Source organism: Lysinibacillus xylanilyticus, assembly GCF_001708185.1.
GTDB classification, from domain to species: domain Bacteria; phylum Bacillota; class Bacilli; order Bacillales_A; family Planococcaceae; genus Lysinibacillus; species Lysinibacillus xylanilyticus_A.
Map to the genome: position 1 here is coordinate 929,645 of NZ_MDDN01000001.1, position 15,960 is coordinate 945,604.

The 15,960-nt window shown below is 35.8% G+C and carries 20 protein-coding genes; 4 read left to right on the plus strand and 16 right to left on the minus strand.

Going from position 1 to position 15,960, the window contains the following annotated elements; translation table 11 throughout:
* Positions 1–427: 427 nt before the first annotated feature.
* From BFJ97_RS04480 to BFJ97_RS04520, 8 genes are all read right to left on the minus strand, one after another.
* On the minus strand, positions 428–844 hold the full coding sequence (locus BFJ97_RS04480; protein ID WP_068983421.1) for a hypothetical protein: 417 nt from the start codon (positions 842–844) through the stop codon (positions 428–430).
* 445 nt (positions 845–1,289) lie between these two features.
* Positions 1,290–1,802, minus strand: coding sequence for a hypothetical protein (locus tag BFJ97_RS04485; RefSeq protein WP_068983422.1), 513 nt, complete (start codon positions 1,800–1,802; stop codon positions 1,290–1,292).
* Between the two features lie 358 nt (positions 1,803–2,160).
* The gene (locus tag BFJ97_RS04490) at positions 2,161–2,340 is read right to left on the minus strand and encodes a hypothetical protein (RefSeq protein ID WP_068983423.1); all 180 of its coding nucleotides are present in this window, start codon (positions 2,338–2,340) and stop codon (positions 2,161–2,163) included.
* Between the two features lie 377 nt (positions 2,341–2,717).
* Positions 2,718–4,010: a histidine--tRNA ligase gene (locus BFJ97_RS04495; RefSeq protein ID WP_068983424.1), complete on the minus strand. Its 1,293-nt coding sequence runs from the start codon at positions 4,008–4,010 to the stop codon at positions 2,718–2,720.
* Positions 4,011–4,463: 453 nt separating this feature from the next.
* Entirely contained in the window at positions 4,464–4,841 is a 378-nt protein-coding gene (locus BFJ97_RS04500) for an enoyl-CoA hydratase (RefSeq protein WP_068983425.1), read from the minus strand.
* A 146-nt stretch (positions 4,842–4,987) separates the two neighbouring features.
* Positions 4,988–5,197: a hypothetical protein gene (locus BFJ97_RS04505; RefSeq protein WP_068983426.1), complete on the minus strand. Its 210-nt coding sequence runs from the start codon at positions 5,195–5,197 to the stop codon at positions 4,988–4,990.
* Between the two features lie 304 nt (positions 5,198–5,501).
* A complete protein-coding gene (locus BFJ97_RS04510) occupies positions 5,502–6,308 on the minus strand; it encodes a thermonuclease family protein (RefSeq protein ID WP_068983427.1) in 807 nt (268 codons plus the stop codon).
* Between the two features lie 1,270 nt (positions 6,309–7,578).
* Positions 7,579–8,160 (minus strand): phosphatidylglycerophosphatase A family protein, encoded by a 582-nt coding sequence (locus BFJ97_RS04520; protein WP_068983429.1) that lies wholly within the window; start codon positions 8,158–8,160, stop codon positions 7,579–7,581.
* Between the two features lie 110 nt (positions 8,161–8,270).
* Between BFJ97_RS04520 and BFJ97_RS04525 the strand changes: the two genes are divergently transcribed.
* From BFJ97_RS04525 to BFJ97_RS04535, 3 genes are all read left to right on the plus strand, one after another.
* Positions 8,271–8,990, plus strand: a complete 720-nt coding sequence (locus tag BFJ97_RS04525) for an alpha/beta hydrolase (protein ID WP_068983430.1) — start codon at positions 8,271–8,273, stop codon at positions 8,988–8,990.
* Positions 8,991–9,072: 82 nt separating this feature from the next.
* The gene (locus BFJ97_RS04530; protein WP_068983431.1) at positions 9,073–9,588 is read left to right on the plus strand and encodes a YjcG family protein; all 516 of its coding nucleotides are present in this window, start codon (positions 9,073–9,075) and stop codon (positions 9,586–9,588) included.
* A gap of 3 nt (positions 9,589–9,591) precedes the next feature.
* Complete coding sequence (locus tag BFJ97_RS04535; protein WP_068983432.1) at positions 9,592–10,020, plus strand: GNAT family N-acetyltransferase; 429 nt, start codon at positions 9,592–9,594, stop codon at positions 10,018–10,020.
* A gap of 121 nt (positions 10,021–10,141) precedes the next feature.
* On the opposite strand, the gene BFJ97_RS04540 is transcribed toward BFJ97_RS04535, so the two are convergent.
* The 6 genes from BFJ97_RS04540 to BFJ97_RS04560 all read right to left on the minus strand — a co-directional run bounded on the left by BFJ97_RS04540 (position 10,142) and on the right by BFJ97_RS04560 (position 13,030).
* The gene (locus BFJ97_RS04540) at positions 10,142–10,390 is read right to left on the minus strand and encodes a stage VI sporulation protein F (RefSeq protein WP_068983433.1); all 249 of its coding nucleotides are present in this window, start codon (positions 10,388–10,390) and stop codon (positions 10,142–10,144) included.
* 173 nt (positions 10,391–10,563) lie between these two features.
* Positions 10,564–10,740: a YjcZ family sporulation protein gene (locus tag BFJ97_RS23420; RefSeq protein WP_083226900.1), complete on the minus strand. Its 177-nt coding sequence runs from the start codon at positions 10,738–10,740 to the stop codon at positions 10,564–10,566.
* A gap of 65 nt (positions 10,741–10,805) precedes the next feature.
* Positions 10,806–11,165: a stage V sporulation protein AE gene (gene spoVAE / locus BFJ97_RS04545; protein ID WP_374967608.1), complete on the minus strand. Its 360-nt coding sequence runs from the start codon at positions 11,163–11,165 to the stop codon at positions 10,806–10,808.
* A 16-nt stretch (positions 11,166–11,181) separates the two neighbouring features.
* Complete coding sequence (locus BFJ97_RS04550) at positions 11,182–12,177, minus strand: stage V sporulation protein AD (protein WP_068983435.1); 996 nt, start codon at positions 12,175–12,177, stop codon at positions 11,182–11,184.
* Entirely contained in the window at positions 12,171–12,626 is a 456-nt protein-coding gene (gene spoVAC, locus BFJ97_RS04555) for a stage V sporulation protein AC (RefSeq protein WP_068983436.1), read from the minus strand. Before spoVAC ends, BFJ97_RS04550 begins: the two co-directional genes overlap by 7 nt.
* On the minus strand, positions 12,626–13,030 hold the full coding sequence (locus BFJ97_RS04560) for a hypothetical protein (protein ID WP_254660113.1): 405 nt from the start codon (positions 13,028–13,030) through the stop codon (positions 12,626–12,628). The genes spoVAC and BFJ97_RS04560 overlap by 1 nt, the downstream gene beginning before the upstream one ends.
* Before the next feature lie 141 nt (positions 13,031–13,171).
* Between BFJ97_RS04560 and BFJ97_RS04565 the strand changes: the two genes are divergently transcribed.
* Positions 13,172–13,696, plus strand: coding sequence for a CotY/CotZ family spore coat protein (locus tag BFJ97_RS04565; protein ID WP_068983437.1), 525 nt, complete (start codon positions 13,172–13,174; stop codon positions 13,694–13,696).
* Positions 13,697–13,760: 64 nt separating this feature from the next.
* Here BFJ97_RS04565 and BFJ97_RS04570 read toward each other — a convergent pair whose 3' ends face one another.
* Both BFJ97_RS04570 and mgtE read right to left on the minus strand, forming a co-directional pair.
* On the minus strand, positions 13,761–14,162 hold the full coding sequence (locus BFJ97_RS04570; RefSeq protein ID WP_068983438.1) for a hypothetical protein: 402 nt from the start codon (positions 14,160–14,162) through the stop codon (positions 13,761–13,763).
* Between the two features lie 52 nt (positions 14,163–14,214).
* A complete protein-coding gene (mgtE, locus tag BFJ97_RS04575) occupies positions 14,215–15,591 on the minus strand; it encodes a magnesium transporter (RefSeq protein WP_068983439.1) in 1,377 nt (458 codons plus the stop codon).
* Between the last annotated feature and the right edge of the window lie 369 nt (positions 15,592–15,960).

A 15,960-nucleotide genomic window follows, 5' to 3' on the forward strand; every position in this document is an offset into this window, starting at 1 on the left:
GTGGTGCCCCGATTCCAACTGCACAAATCAAACCTGCCAATGCTAAATGAGGAATTTTCTTTACGTAATGCTTCTTCTTTTTCTAAACCTCCATTTATTCATTTTTGTCTCTACATAAGTAAGACGTATGCGGTCCCCCAAAAAGTTTGTTTTTGGATTGGAGGAAAAAGAAATCTTTTTTATTTTTTTATACGTAGTACCTAAAGGGATAACATCAGGTAAATGCGGATTTACATCGCTATGGAAAAAAGACTGTCAATAGACAGTCCTGTTATTAAGCTAACGCTACACGGATTAGGCAGTAACGATAAAGAATAAACCCTTATTCATTACGGCCTTTTAAATTCGACACCTTACAAGTAAAAAGCCGTTGCAAAAGCTCCTCTTAGCAGAAGTATCCTCTTGTGACAGCTCCAGTTACTATATATTATTTAGTGCTTGTTTCTATTTGCTTAGCCTCTGTTAATTCAACAGCTTTTGTCACCTTGCCTTCTTGTTCAAGTTGATCAAGTAGTTCATCTACAGTGATTCCTTTTTCTGTAGCCATTTCTTCTAAGTTAGCAAGTTCATTGTCACTAGAAATGTCATTGTTCGCAGCCTCAGTGTTTGTTTCTACTTGCATGGCCTCTGTTAATTCAACACCTTTTGTCACCTTGCCTTCTTGTTCAAGTTGATCAAGTAGTTTATCTACAGTGATTCCTTTTTCTGTAGCCATTTCTTCTAAGTTAACAAGTTCATTGTCACTGGAATTAGTAGTTCCAAGATCATTGTTCGCAGCCAGCGCAGAACCTGTAACAACAGATAACCCTAGTGTAAATGTAGTAATTGCTAATATTTTTTTCATAATTAAAATCCTCCTATCGATTAGATGCTATCAGTATATACCGATGCATGTTAAATCCGTGTTAAGTAAAAACCGTATACATTCCCATACAGTTTGGATTTACATAACAACGGAATTAGGCAGTAACGATCGATTAAGGATAAACCCTTGTTGGGGTAGCACCAGGAAAATGCGGATTTACAACGTTAAGAAATATACACGATTTTATGTACACTAAACGGTAAGCCATAAACGTGGAAATATTGATGTATCAAGTGTTTGTGCTTCCTGTATAAAAAGCTGTATAAAGAATGTTCATAAGAAAAGCCACGAAACGTTGATGTAACAACATTTGTGGCTTTTTGGTGTGTTTCCAAACTTCCATTTGGGAACGTTATTCGGTTTATTTATGTATACGATATAAATCCTTGTTTCACTAAAACACTCAAAAGAATATTAAAGAAACTCAATTGATCCAAGGAAGGAACTCTACCTTTACCTTCAGTTTTATATCATCAGGAGACTTTTCCTCTTCTATTAGGTAAGAGATGACATAATCGCCTTCAGGGAATCCGTCAAATACCTTCTCATAACTTTCATTACTTTTTAAAACACCATTTGTTATAAGTATTTCTTTATCATCTACATTTTGAATTTTGAATAAAAAGCTTTCAGTACCGGTATTTAATAAAGATATTTTAAATGGCATATCACGAGAATTAGAAAAATAAGATTTGCTTTCACCCATTCGAGACGCGACCTCTTCATCAATCACAAGGGGCCTAGAACCTCCCATTTGGTCTTGATACTTTTCCATATACGTGTTGACATCTAAGATAACAGGTTCCTTTTTTACAACTTCTGACACTTCTTTAGACTCTACTTTTGCAGATGGTTCTTCTGATGGAGCTGAAAATGCATTACACCCTGACAAGAGTATAATAAATGCACCTATACAAGCTAATTTATAAATTCTCATGACTTCTCCCTCTAAAATTACTAACAGCGGTAATTGTACCATAAAGTGACAAGTACCTAAAGGAAGCTTTGGATACTTTTCATTGAGATTCTATTTATATGTTACGGCCATTCAGAACAAGTGGTTCGAACAGTCTTCTTTAAAATTATTTTTCGCAGCGTCTCAGAGTGTTATTTTCTATAAAAAAACAGCTACAAACACCGATTTAACAGTGTTTGTAGCTGTTTGAAATGTTATCAAGCTTGATTTGGGAACGTTATTTTGTATTTGATTGTATAGCTTAAATAAACGCATCAATCGAACTCGATGTAGGTTTTACTCGTGTTGTGCTTCGCTTTTAAAGCATTGATTGTTTATTTTATCCGACTTTAGATTGAATGTTTTTAGTGTTCTTTTTTAATCCCGTTGCAACCCCAATCATACAAAATGTTATTGCAAGAGAAGACCAATCGAAAGTGCCTAACTTAACTAAAGCATAAGTAAAAGTGATAATAGCAAGAACCGCGATAGTGTAAAAAAAGTAAAGTAATAATTTCATAAGAAATACCTCATATTTTAATATAATCCTACAGATTGTAACATTATTCCTTTTTTGTTTCTATATCAGTCAAATAATTTCTAAACAAGTTTCCAAAACGTCGTTTAGAAAGCTTTCCTCGTAGAGTCATCAAAGTATCATTTGGGAACGATTATTAGGTTTGCTTTGTATACGTTATAAATCCTTGTTTCACTAACGCTACCCGTTAGCCATCCATGAAATGCAAAAATCAGCACTTCACCACAGAAAATGAAAGATGATTAAGTTCTTTCATGGGAATTTAATAAGAAGGTGAATAAATTCTATCTGTTTCCAAATCAGCTGAAATTAAAGCTATTTGTTGCAACATCAGGAGATTATTGCACCTATGCCTCCGTTTACCTTTTCAGTAATGGTTTACTAAAATTATAACTTTTTTCTTCAGTCGTTCCTGTCATCATATTCTTCAGTTGATATGTGTTATTCTTAACTTCTTGCTCACCTAAAACAATAACGTTCGGTATATTTTCTCGATTTGCCTTGTCCATCGCCTTGCGTAGTTTTTTGTGGCTCAGTTCAACGACCACACGTTTTCGTTGTTGACGAAGTGTTGTGGCCAGCTGTAATGCTTCCTTTTCAACACCCATAGGAATAATATAAACATCAATTTCACTTTCAACAGCAACTTTTCCATTCAATTCAAATGCTGTAAATATCACATCTAAACCAAATGAAATACCGACTGTCGGGAAGCTTTGATCGCTGCCAATCAACCCACCAATTGCATTGTCATAACGACCACCACTGCCAATACTTGATTTGATGGAACCTTCCTTTAAAAAAATTTCATAGATAGTCCCTGTGTAAATTTCAAGGCCACGTGCTAAAAATGGATTAAAAATGCAATTGTCCATTACATTTAGAGTTTGCAAATACGAATCTAACTCACGCAGCTCTGCAATACCTTCTTGCACAAAGTTATTCAACGTTGCATATTGCTCGAAATAATCAAATGCTGGTTCAGTATCTAAAAATTGTTCGATTGCAGCTAATGAATCGCTCGTTAACGCTAACTCTTCTAGCTCCTTCACTAATGTCATTCGATCAATTTTCTCCATTTTATCAAGTACTAATATAACTCTATTCATCACTGCTTCAGGTACAGCAAAACATTGCAACAAACCGTAAAGTAACTTTCGATTGTTGTACTGAATGAGAATGTCTACGTCCAGCTTGCAAAATGCATCAACTGCCATCATCATAAGCTCTGCTTCAGCAACTTGTGATTTTACGCCAACAATATCCACATCGCATTGAGTAAACTCACGTAAACGACCTGTCTTAATTGGCCCATCACGAAATACTTTACCAATTTCATAGCGTTTAAATGGCATCGATAATTCTGGATTCATAGCAATAACCTTTGCAAATGGTATTGTTAAATCATAACGTAACGCTAAATCACGTTCCCCACGATCCGTTAGAGTATACATTTCCTGTAAAATTTCTGCCCCACCTGCATATTTAGATGCCATTAAATTTTTATAATTAAGAATTGGTGTTTCCAATGTTTCACAGCCATATAAAATAAACGTATCTTCTAATGTTCTACGAATTGTACGGCGAATAGCTTCTTGTTTAGGTAAATAATCTTGCGTTCCTCTTACATTTTGGTAATCCATCTTTTTCATCATATCTTCCTCCTCGTTTTAGCAAATAAAAAAACCGTATAACACTAAAGCTCTAAAACGGCTTTAATTATACGATTCAACGGGAAAAAGTCTTCCTATTCAATATTAAAAAATTAATAAAGATAGCAAGACTAATCAATATGATGATGTGTAGTTTTTTTAATTATTGAGAAATATACGACCATAATTTTTACCTCCTTTTAAATTGAATTAATAATACAATATATGTTAATAAAATACAATTGGAATATTTATAAAATATTGTTGAACAACACTCTTCAACTAACCAGCACTGTTAGTGAAAAAGCGATTGCTCTAATTGAACAATCGCCCCCGATAGTTTACGTTCATTTATTCACAAACTATCTGCTTTTACATCTATTAACTCTTTTTAGTTATGCCAGGAATGCTATCCCGTAGATTTCGATAGTGCTTCCGTTACTATAATAAAGTTTAAAGAATTACGCCTGATACATCTCCTTTCAATACTTCTTTTTCATTCTGATTTTTACATAAAAAGGATGCAACAAACGCTGTTCTATTATTTTCTTGCCTTTCGTATTGCTCAATTTTAACTATACAAACGATTGTATCACCTGTAAAAACAGGTCTTAAAAACTCAAAGCTCGTACTACGAGCCAGTACGTTATTATCTCCAGCTATTTTTGTTGGCAGAGTTGCCGTTAATAATCCTTGAATGACAAGTCTTCCTTGTTCATCTGGAGTTATGTGATGTATCCCTGCATCCCCTGAAATCTCAGTAAATAATTCAACATCCCTTACTGTAAAAGTTCGTTCAAACGTAATTATATCTCCTGCTTTTAATGACATTTTAAACTCCTCCCACTGTCTGGTTAATCACGATGTGAATATTACACCAATACCAGACTTTTTTAGGTAATATATTCCACAAAAAGTCCAAAAACCCTTCTTCAACTAACCTTTTCCTTCATTTATGAAGAAAAAGGCTCTACCCATTATGAAGTAAAGCACTCCGTTAACCATCCATGAAGTGCTGGATCTGCAAAAATAGATTGAGAAGGACCTTTTGCAATAATCTCTTTCCAATCCCCACAAATAAATTCCGCTTGGTTATGTCTAATATGATCCGCTATAGCATCAATTTTTTCTTTTGAATTATCCACCGTAATAAATTTTACTGTTGGAGAATGGAAGAAAGTATCCAAGAACTCCCTACACCAATACCAGTTCCAACCTCAAGAATTTCACCTTGTGTTATTTGTCCAACGAGAACTGATAATAGTCTTCCAGCTTCATCTGAACAGGAATTTTTTACAAAACTACAAATTACAATAATTTGCTTAAATAAAAAAATGGAGGAATTGAACGGACTCAATTTCTCCATTTTTCTATTCAAAGTCAGCTATACACTAGTCTAATAAACCTTACTGACAAATAATGCAGCTTTATTTTAATAATTCTTATATCATCTAAGAAAAAAATCACTTACTATTAAAAGGTCTATCAATCTTATCTTGTAGCTGGAAGAAACCCAGCAGCTTCGGCTTCTTCTTCAGTACAGAACATTTCTTCTGCTACTGTATTGTCATAATCACGTTGTCCAGGCATATGGTAAATTTTATTACCTTTTGAATTAATATTACCTTTAATTACACAACTGTTTTTATTAGCCGTATTAGATTCGTCATTTTCTGTCTTAGAATTATCTTTTGTTGCAGCATAATATGCATCTTTATCATAACCACGATTTGTTACATAGTCTTCAACTGACCAAATACCAATAGCAGATTTTTGCGCAGTTTTTTGAATCGATTTAAACCAATCTACATGCTTCGTATTTGGATCATAAATATAGGCCACGCGAGCTAATCCATTTTTCAATAGTTGCTCTTGAACACTAATACCATCTTTAGTATAAACATATGCTAGTAACCTTTTATATTTATCACGATATGAAACGTCGAATTCTAAATAAACCGTATCTTGACCAGCTAGTAGCTGCTTTGTAAATTCTTTAGCTTCTGGCCCATAAGGTTGCTCTCCTAACGTTTCGTGATTAGTTTCAGGGGTATCTACAAGAAGAAAACGTACTTTTTCTGGGCTACCATTATATTTTATTCTTATTGTGTCGCCGTCAATTATATCTTGTAGTTCGTATTCTTCAAATTTACTCACATCGTGCTTTTCAGCCGTTTCCATTGTTGAAGCTACAATTCCTTGTATATCTTCAGTTTCAATAATATCTGTGCTAGTTTCTTCCGTACATCCACTTATAAGCAATGTAGAAAAGAACAAAGCCAAATAGAATTTTTTCAAATCAGTATCCTACTTTCTTAAAGATAAAATATATCATTTATTTGGTTCATCACCAAAACGTGTGGTTGATTTCCGTTCCGACTGGGCGCTTTCCTGGGGGCGTCCGATGAGCCGCTTCACTCGCGTTGCTCGCTCCAGGGTCTCATCTGTGACGCTGATCCCCAAGGAGTCACCCAGCCTCCACTCCAATCAACTTATTTATATAGTATATGTTTTAACAAATGTCATCCACAACTTTTGGTGATGAGCCATTTATTTTCCTTATGTATCATTTTCTAGAATTCAAATACTACGATTCCAAGTTAGACAATGCCTCCGTAACCAATCTGATACCTTTAGTGCTTCAAACATTTTAGTTTGCCACTTCCAACTCTATGCACATCAAAATTAAAAAGGTGATCAATAATTTGTCACCTTTTTAATTCCTTACGACACATTCCTTAATAGTTTTTATCGAAATTAAATATCTTATAATCTTATCTTCAATAGTATTACTCACATTTTCCTATTAATAATATAATTTCTGATCCTATCTTTTCATAAAATCAAAAATCCCCAGTTAAATGATAATTGAAGACCTAAAAATTTATCTGAATATTAAATACAACACAACAGCAAAAATAATCGTTCCGCTAGTGATTAACGTCTTAATATCTTTGTCACTCATTTTCAGTACCTCTCCTCTTACTACTTTATTTAAGTCTATTATCAATAAAGCCCACTAATATCACAATGAATTTGATTTGTTTTTGCTGAAGAGTTTTTCAATCGTGATTAGAGTATTACCCTACTCATTAAAAAAACTTCAGTTTCAAAAACCGAAGATCATAATAATTATATAATTAAGCAATATTTACACATCACAACTTAGTACATCATTATTCTACATCAGTAAATATGTACACTTTCATACATATATAATGAATCCAGATATAGCAAAAATAGTTCCCTTACAACTAACGAATCAAAAGTCCGAAAGAGTTTCACGATGTTTGTTTCTATTGTAAAATATCAAGCTATTACATTCAAGCTATGTAGGTGCAAACAACTCAATGATTTTGGGATACTTCAACTAGCTGACTATTTACTATCTCATAACGTGTCTGTCTATTTGCTACTTCCATATATTTTTGCTTTTCTATCATCGCATCTAATGTTAACGATTACGTATAAAGATTCCGTGTGTGAGTATACAAAACAATTGTCTAAGCATACTAAAAACAGAGCCTCCTACAGTAATGAGGAGGCTCTGTTTTTAGTAAAGACTTTGTTAAATCTCGTTATGTGATTTTGGTTTTGGTCCTAGCTCTTCTGGCTCAATATCAGCAAATGTCTCGCCCTCTTCTTCCAAGTCACGCATACGATGTGCTATACGTGATGCGGCAGAAGCTGCGATACTGCCAACTAAATCATCTAAAAACGTATTTACATGATGTCCAGGTTCTGTATCTAACTTTTTAATAATACCGATTTTTTGCTTGTCTAAGTGTCCGAAAGTTGTAACCGCTATGCTACCATATGTAAAAACAGATCCAAGTGCGATTGTTTCATCCACACCAAATAAACCTTCGTCAGATTCTATTATTTGCTGTAATGGTGCAGATAATAACTTTTTCTCTGCAAGTTCATCTAATTCAATACCTACTAATAAAGCATGTTGAACTTCACGTTTACGTAATACACGCTCGACAGAATGAACACAGTGTTCTAATGTTAAGCCTTCATTATAGGTTTTTTGCATTTCATAAACGATTTTAGCAATATCCTCGAGCGATACACCGCGACGAATGAGTGCAGCTTGGGCTGCCTTCGCTACTTCATCAGAATGTATGCGAGTACTTTTATTATGCATAACCAACCCTCATTTCGTTTTTTTGCTAATAAAGTGCTAGCCTCACCTATTATACCTTTACTTTCGTATATGGTACAATTTTGTTACAAACACATGAAGGAGTGTCATCATTGGATAAGGGAACTGTACAGGATTTAAAGTTCTATAGTGAAGCGTTGCAGGAGGAATTACAGTTATATATTTATGTCCCTGCAAATTATTCCCCACTATATAAATATAATATTTTAATTGCATCAGATGGTAAGGATTATTTCCAACTTGGGGGAATCACAAAACTTGCTGATGAACTTATCGATGACTATGAAATCGAAAATTTAATTATCGCGTTCGTTCCATATAAAGATATAAAGGATCGACGTCACAAATATATCCCTAGTGGAGAGCAACATGAAGCTTATCTGCGTTTTTTAGCACATGAGCTTGTGCCATATTTAGATGCTGAATTTGCAACTTACCAAATGGGCATGAGCCGTGGATTGATAGGTGACTCCATGGCTGCAACTGCTTCCTTAATGGCTGCTTTAAAATATCCAAGTATTTTTGGTAAAGCCATTTTACAGTCACCATATGTCGACGAAGATGTGCTTAAAGCTGTTGAAAATTTTAAAGATCCAGGAACAATTTCTATTTATCATATTGTCGGAAAAAAAGAAGACCAAGTGGTAACAATGGACAAAACAATAAAGGATTTTTTAACACCAAATCGTCAATTGCATAACCTTATGTTAAGCAAAGGATTCTCTACATTTTATGATGAGTTTGACGGCAATCATACATGGAAATATTGGAAACCTGATTTACGGCGCGCATTAATTGAAAATTTCAATTAATTTGGGCTATTCAAATTACGAAAAGAGAAATTTCTGTTATACTTTAATAGTAAATTTGTTTATTTTCGGGAGGTAATGGACTATGAAGTACGGTATTGTGGCGTTTCCATCAAAAAAATTGCAAGATTTAGCTAACACTTATCGCAAACGTTATGATCCGCATTATGCGAAAATTACACCGCATATGACGTTAAAAGACAGCTTTGAAGCAACAGATGAAGATATTAATTCCGTTGTAAAGCAATTAGATGAACTTGCTGCCAAATATGCACCTTTAAACATTCATGCATCACGCATCAGTTCGTTTTTCCCTACAACAAATGCAATTTATTTCCGCATTGATCCGACAGAACAATTAGAAGCATTTCAGTATGCACTAAATGAAAAAATTCCGTTTGGAGAAACTAAACATGTTTTTGTCCCACATATTACAATTGCTCAAAAAATGACAGCCTCAGAGCACGATGACATCTTTGGGCAATTACGTATGACAGGCGTTGACGAAAAAGATACGATTGATCGCATCCATCTTTTATATCAATTAGAAGATGGCTCTTGGACAACTTATGAAACATTCCGATTGACTGGGGATGAGTAAAACTTGTATAACGTTAAGATTGTTGAAACGACAAAAGAACATGATGATGCGATTACAGTCCGCAAAAAAGTTTTTGTAGAAGAGCAAGGTGTGCCGCTTCATCTAGAATGCGATGCAGAGGATGCATCCGCAACGCATTTCATTATGTATGAAGGTAATGAGCCAGTAGGTGCCGCACGTTTGCGTAGTATTGAAAACGATGCTGCAAAAATTGAACGTGTCTGTATTTTACAAGACCAGCGTGGCAAAAACCTAGGTGCTTTAATAATGAAGGAAATGGAGAAGCATGCCATTTCCATTCAAATGAAAAAACTAAAACTCCATGCACAAAGCTATGCTATTCCTTTTTATGAAAAGCTTGGCTATTCGGTAACATCTCCTGAGTTTATGGACGCAGGTATTCCACATCGTGCTATGGAAAAAAACATTTAACAAAAGGGTGTTACGAAAATGCTGATGCATATCGTAACACCCTTTTTGTAAAAGTTGAATGATAAATGAACATCCATTTAACCAACCTTTTTGATATTTCTTTGCATGTGAATATATCATACTATTTCATCATTTTAGTAATTTTATCGAAATCTAGTGAATCACCATCTTGAATAATAGATTGTACTATTTTATCCTCAAGCTCTTGCGAAACTTGTCTTTTGGATATCTTACTTACACGTCGTACGATTTTTCTTACTTGTTTTTCATTTGTAAAATCTGCATGTTGAATTGCATTTGCTAATGCGAAGATTTCCTCCATTGAAACCCCAGTTTTTTGTTCAATTGAATTAAAAAACCCGCGATGCATGTTCCCCCTCCTATCAGTTAAAATTTTAATTTTTTCCACCGTTGTTTTCATACAAAACATTTAACAATGAGTGAAGGCTTTAAACTTTATTCAGATAATGAGTACTCTGAAGAAAAGCTAAAGCCTTTTATCTACTGTCACATTTAATCAATTATTGCGTCTGCGATGTTACATTACATGAAAGTAGCGCCGACAATAATTAGAAGAATAAATAGGACAACAATTAGGACAAATGTTGAGCTATTGCCATGACCACAATAGCCGCCGTAGTATTCGCCTCCACAATAACTAGCGTTATAGCTACCAACATTTCCTCCATACGGTTGTGCGCACCAGCCTTGATATCCCATAAAAATACCCCTCCCTTCTACAACCTATAATATGTTTTCGTTGTAGAAATGGGTGGGGTATTCGTCTAGTCAATATTTCCTTTTGGTTTAAAAATTAAAGCGCCGATAAAGCCAAACACTATGGCAGCACTGATTCCTGCACTTGTTACTTCAAACATCCCACTCAACACGCCTACAAGACCGTGCTTCTCTGCCTCAGCCATTGCACCATGCGTTAATGAATTTCCAAAAGATGTAATAGGCACTGTTGCACCTGCACCTGCAAAATCAATTAGAGGTTCATACAAGCCCATCCCGTCTAAAATTGCTCCCACTACGACTAGCGTACTCAATGTATGTCCGGGTGTTAATTTACCAACATCCATTAATAATTGACCTATAACACAAATAATGCCTCCTACAATAAATGCAAATACAAATGACATAACCATAGCTTTTACCTCATTTCATTGTAATTTCAATTGCATGTGCCGTACATGGAATTGTTTCACCCTGTTGAAACGAAAGCGGGGACAGTAATGCTCCTGTTGCTACAAGAAGTACTCGCTTATAGGTACCTGCTCGCATTTGTTGGATCACATAACTAAAAAATATTGCTGCTGAACAGCCTGCACCACTTGCACCAGATTGGAATGATTCATCCTGTCCATAAAATTCAGCACCTGCATCACGTAAAAGTGTTAACTCCTCATTCTTTACGCCACTTTCAACAAGCATTCCTTTTAAAAGTTTCAAGCCAAGTTGACCTAAATCACCTGTTAAAATTAAATCATAATTGTATATTTTTTGATTACGCTGCTCTAAATGTGATTGAATCGTTTGAAAAGCAGCTGGTGCCATTGCAGCACCCATATGAAACGGGTCATCCATACCATAATCAATTGATTTTCCAACTGTTGCTGCTTCAATAGAAGGATATTCCTCATGATGCTTACCAATTAGCGCAAAACCAGCAGCTGTTACCGTCCATTGAGCAGTTTGAGGTTTTTGCGAGCCATAATCGACTGGATAGCGGAATTGTCGTTCAACTGCATTATGTTGACTAGATGCACCAGCTAGCGAGAAATTTGCGGCACCTACTTCTGTTAAAAGGCTCGCAACAATTACTGAAGAAACAGAGGTAGCACACGCAGAGAACAATCCAATAAAAGGAATAGCTAAATCTCTAGCTGCAAAATTGGTCGGTGTCATTTGATTAACTAAATCGCCACCCATAAAGTAATCAATGTCCGGATTTTTCACGCCAGCTTTTTTCATGGCAAATTCACAAGCCTCTTCAACCATTTTTCGATGACCCTGTTCATTTGTTTTCATTTCCCAACGCTCGTCATCATAAATCGCATCAAAATATTGACTAAATATACTACGTTTCTCTAGCGGGCCTGCTACCACACCACCCGCTAGTAAGGACGGTTTCGATTGAAAGACAATTACCATGAAACCACTCCTATCGTCACAAGAATATATTTAATAAGGCCAACAAAAAAAGCAGATACAACACCAAATAATACAACTGACCCCGCTAATTTAAATAAATTTCCACCAACACCAAGCACTAATCCTTCAGATCTATGCTCAATAGCAGCTGAAATCACAGCATTCCCGAACCCTGTAACAGGCACAGCCGATCCAGCTCCAGCACATTGACCGATTCTCTTATATAAACCAAAGCCCGTTAAAATCATGGCGAAAAACACCATTGTTGCAACTGTCGGATTTCCTGCTGTCGCTTCCGTAAAGTTAAAGAAAATCATATAAAAAAGTGAAACAGCTTGTCCGATTGTACAAATAAGACCTCCTACAAAAAAAGCCTTTGCAACATTCTTTAAGTAGGGTGGCTTCGGTGTGACATTTTGTTCTAGCTTTTTATATTGCTCTTTCTCCATTATGACTCCTCCTTTGAAAGCTCTTTCAATTCCTTAATTTTATCGTTCAGTTTATTATCTTCAATTTTATCCTTTTTTATTTTATTGGCTTCATAAAATATTTTAAAATCAGCTGAAACCAAAACGTCTTTATTCGGATATTTTTCATCAAATTCCTTTTGCAACTTTTTCTCTAATTTAGCCTTTTTCCACTTATCCCATGGTTTAATTTGAACTGCTACAAGCATACTATCGTCATATTGGATAACCGTTGTTTTATCAACAAAGTCATGTTCTTTTAAAATGGCTTCAACTTCCTTTTCATTATCCGGTGAACCGTAGACAATAAATTTTTCTTTCTCATTGCAACTACTTAAAAGCGACACACTAACTAATAGAGGTAACATTATTCCTAATAGCCTCAAGATTTTACCCTCCTTTTCTTTACAGTTTCTCCTTAGATAAAAAAACTATTCACCTAACAAGATATACGAAAGGCGAAAGCCCGTGTCCATTTTTCAAGGGTACATATTGTATAAGTAGTAACGAGGAAAGGAGGTGACAATATGGGTTGTGGCAAGCCAACAAATCCTATTGGACCAATCCATTCAGCAGGCTGCGTTTGTGACGTAGTACGCGCTATTTTAGACATTCAAAATCAAGCGGTGAGAGAAGAATGTCAACCATGTACAGCTAACTGTTTCTTAGAACCACTTGGAGGCATTGTAAGTCCTTCACGCTCTCATGCAGATACACGTGTATTCATGTTAATTACCAAAGATGGTACTCCTTTCAAAGCATTCTTTAGTTCTCCAACAGCAGATCCATGTATATGTACATCAGTATTTTTCCGTGTAGAAGATATGTTTGATGAGTGCTGCGCTACTTTGCGTGTTTTAGAGCCTTTATGTTCATTTGACTCTAGTGAAAGTACAGTAGACCTATTAAGTCGTGATGGTTGCTGTGTCAACATGAAAAAAATATGTAAAGTAGATGACTGGAATCCAACTGAGAGCTGTATCACTGTAGATTTATCTTGTTTCTGCGCTGTACAATGTATTGCTGATGTTGACTTAGGTATTTGTAACTAATCTTTTCTCCTTTGACACACTACACATAAAAAAAGTGTACAGCATCCTCTGCTGTACACTTTTTTCATAAGGTAGGTAATTTTTTGCCTCGCCATAATATTTGCGCAATATCCTCAAAATAGATAATCTCTTGTGTCTTTAATTCTAAAGAAGTAAACATCAATGAATCAGTCTGTACATCAGATGCATTACCGTGTAATTTCCTACCATCTTTCAAAGATATTACTAACGGTTGATAGGCTTTTTGTCGAAACGGCTTTTCTAAAAATTGAAGTTGCTTTAGTAAATACGGATCTATGAGTACTTCCTCTACCACTTCTTCTTTTTCTTCCATTGTTTGTTCATTGAAATAGCCATCCTTTACATACACTGATGTACTTTCAGTCAAATCAAGTTCATGTAGCACCTTAGAGATATTTAGAAAATATTGTGGTGACTTTATAAACAAGCGTGGCTCTCGATCCACATTACTCACTTCCCTTTTTTCTTACAATATGCAAAAGAAAGGGATTTGGTTCTTAGCCTATCTGACTTAAAAAAACTGTCGCTAAACCTAAGTAAATTAAAATACTTGTAATATCATTTAATGTTGTAATAAATGGACCTGATGCAACGGCTGGATCAATTTTCAAACGATGCATAAGCAGTGGGATAAAAGAACCTGCAACTGTAGCCACTAAAATAGAACCACATAACGCTGCACCTACCAGCATTCCAAGAATAAGCTCTTGTTTCCAAATATAGACGATGCCGATAACAATCAGCCCACAAACAATTCCAGACATTAAGCCTGTTCCTGCTTCACGTAGTAGTAATTTGAACTTACTATGATCTTCGACGTCTCCTGTCGCAATTCCTCGAATAGCTACCGCTAGTGCCTGAGTTCCACTATTCCCAGAAGTACCTGAAATAAGAGGGATAAACACCGCAAGTAAGGCTACTTGTTCTAACGTTGCCTCAAACTGTCCCATCAAATTTGCTGTTAACATTCCTAAAAATAGTAATATGACAAGCCATGGTAAGCGTTTTTTAGCTGCTTGTAATGAAGTCGTATCAAATTTATCCATATCGGAAATACCCGCTAATTTAGAGTAATCCTCCGATGCTTCCTCATCAATAACGTCAATAATATCGTCGACTGTGATAATCCCTAGTAATTCTCCTTTATCGTCGATAACTGGAGTTGCTAGGAAATTATAGTCCTTCATAATTTGAGCAACCTCTTCTTGGTCATCCCCTGCATGCACCATCACAACACGTTCATTCATAATTGAACGTATAAGGGTATCTTCATCAGCAATAATTAAATCACGAAGTGAAATAACGCCTGTTAATCGATGTGCTTCGTCAACGACAAAAATATAATAAATTGTTTCGGCATCCGGAGCCTCTTTTCGTAAAATCGCCATTGCTGAACGCACAGTAGAATTTTCTGGGATTGCTACATATTCTGTCGTCATGATCGAACCGGCAGTATATTCATCGTAGCTTAATAGTTCATTAATTTCTTCAGCTGTTTCCTCATCCATCATGCCTAAATAGCTTTCACGTTGCTCTGTATCCAACTCATTTAAAACGTCTGCTGCATCATCTGCATACATATGAGAAAGCATTTCTGCACCATATGACGGAGCCATCTCAGCTAGATATGCTGTGTACTCATCATCATCTATTTCGATTGCCTCAAAAATATCAGCCATTTCCGTCGGAGACAAGAACGAATAGATGATCTTCCTTATATCAGGTTCCACCTTCTCATAAAACGTTGCCTGATCATACGGATGAAGCTCTAAAAACTCATCGCGGAATGCGTCAATATCATGTGCTTCGAGCATTTCTCGCAAACGTGCCTCGTCGAATTGCACATCATCCTTTTCATTTCTTTCCTCTATCATGCTTGTCCCCTCCTTCCGAGAATCAATTATGCCTCGGCATAATTGCGTCCAGAATCGGCTTTGTGCTTAGGCCTGCACGAGGGCCGACACGATGTCGGTCATTTCGGTAATGCCACAGGACGTGGCGTTTTTACCGATGCAGGTCAGTTAGCCGTTATCGCATGGATGCGATGATTTTAGGCTAACATCCTCTAAGAACTCCTTTCCGATTCAGTGACATCTGCCGAAATTTCAGCGGGTGTTTGACCAACCGCCGAAAAGTAAATTCATTTGAACCTGTTGCTATGCTTTCGGTACAGAAAACATTTGCTGAAATAAGTTAAATCATTACGGACAATGCCGTAAATCTACCTTTTATATAATAGAGTG